Raw genomic sequence first — 1,425 nt, forward strand, 5'->3', positions numbered from 1 at the left:
GACGGCGGCCCCGCCGCGACGGGCGGTTCCAGCGAGCCGACCGGCCTGACCCGCCCCGCCGCCCGGAACCCCCAGTCCAGGAGCGACCTCGCCTCCTCGTAGACGGTGGCGGAGCCGCCGTCCTGGGGGTTGAGCACCGTCACCACCAGGGTCCGTCCGCCCCGCCGGGCCGCCGCGACCAGCGTGTGGCCCGCCTTGCTGGTGTAGCCGTTCTTCACGCCGATCGCCCCCGAGTAGCGCTCCACGCCCTGTGCCCCGGTCAGCAGCCGGTTGGTGTTGTGGATGTCGTAGGCGCCCTTGCGGCCCGGGAACTCGGCGAACGCCGTCCGGCAGTACTCCGCGAACCGGGGGTCGCGCAGCCCGGTCCGCCCGAACACCGCCAGGTCGTAGGCGGAGGAGACCTGGCCCGGGGCGTCGTACCCGTCCGGGGAGACCACCCGCGTGTCCCGCGCGCCCAGCTTCCGGGCGGTGTCCTGCATCCGGGCCACCGCCGCCCGGGTGCCGCCCGCCATGGCGGACAGGACGTGCACCGCGTCGTTGCCGGAACTCAGGAAGACGCCCCGCCACAGGTCGTCCACCGAGTAGGCGCGGCCGGCCTCCACACCGACCAGGCTGCTGCCCTCACCGACGTCGGCCAGCTCCGCGTCCGTCGCCCGGTGGCGCCCCTCGGGCACCCGGGGGAGGAGGGCCAGCGCGAACAGCGTCTTGAGGGTGCTGGCCGGAGGGAGTCTGCGGTGGGCGTCGTGCGCGGCGAGCACGTCGCCGCTGCGGGCGTCCGCCACCACCCAGGAGAGCGCGGACACCTCCGGCACCTCCGGCGCGCCGCCGGCCGGCCGCACCTGCGTGCCCGATGCCAGCAGCGGATCCGGCGCGTCGGCCGTGGGCGCGGGCGTCCCCGTCGCCCCCACCGCGAGGAGGGCGCACCCGGCGACGGCGAGGCGGACGGCCCGGCCGGAGCCGATACCTCGTGAGAAAAGTGCGATTTTCATACGAGAAACGTAGGAATGGCGGACGGTGACACGCCGGACGCCACGACCGGACCGGCCCGAGCGGCACCCGGATGCCGTACGGCCGCCGTTATCCTCCGAGGATGTCCGGTCCGAAGACGCACGGCCCCAGCAGGTACGACCTCAGCAGGTACGGCCCGAGGAGATACGGTCCGCAGGGTCCCACCCTGGGCGGGCTCGCCGTGCAGGCGCTGTCGTCCGTCGAGCGCGGCTACGACCTGCTCGCCCCCGACTTCGACCACACCCCGTTCCGGACCCCCGACGGCTTCCTGCGCGCCACCCGCGACGGCCTGGCCCCGCTCGGACCCTTCGAGGACGGCCTCGACCTGTGCTGCGGCACCGGAGCCGGACTCGACGTGACGGCCGCCCTGTGCCGACGGTCCGTCACCGGCGTCGACGTCAGCGCCGGGATGCTCGA

At 75.0% G+C, this 1,425-nt stretch carries 1 protein-coding gene and 1 pseudogene; one reads left to right on the top strand and one right to left on the bottom strand.

Translation table 11 applies throughout. The features are described from left to right. Positions 1 to 989, bottom strand: a 989-nt coding sequence (locus tag HW445_RS30875) for a D-alanyl-D-alanine carboxypeptidase family protein (protein WP_180224088.1), incomplete at its 3' end; no start/stop codon positions are given. A gap of 101 nt (positions 990 to 1,090) precedes the next feature. Between HW445_RS30875 and HW445_RS30880 the strand changes: the two are divergent. Continuing rightward, positions 1,091 to 1,425: pseudogene (locus HW445_RS30880) on the top strand (hypothetical protein); the annotation flags it as partial.

Source organism: Streptomyces sp. UH6, from assembly GCF_013421635.1.
Lineage (GTDB): Bacteria > Actinomycetota > Actinomycetes > Streptomycetales > Streptomycetaceae > Streptomyces > Streptomyces abyssomicinicus.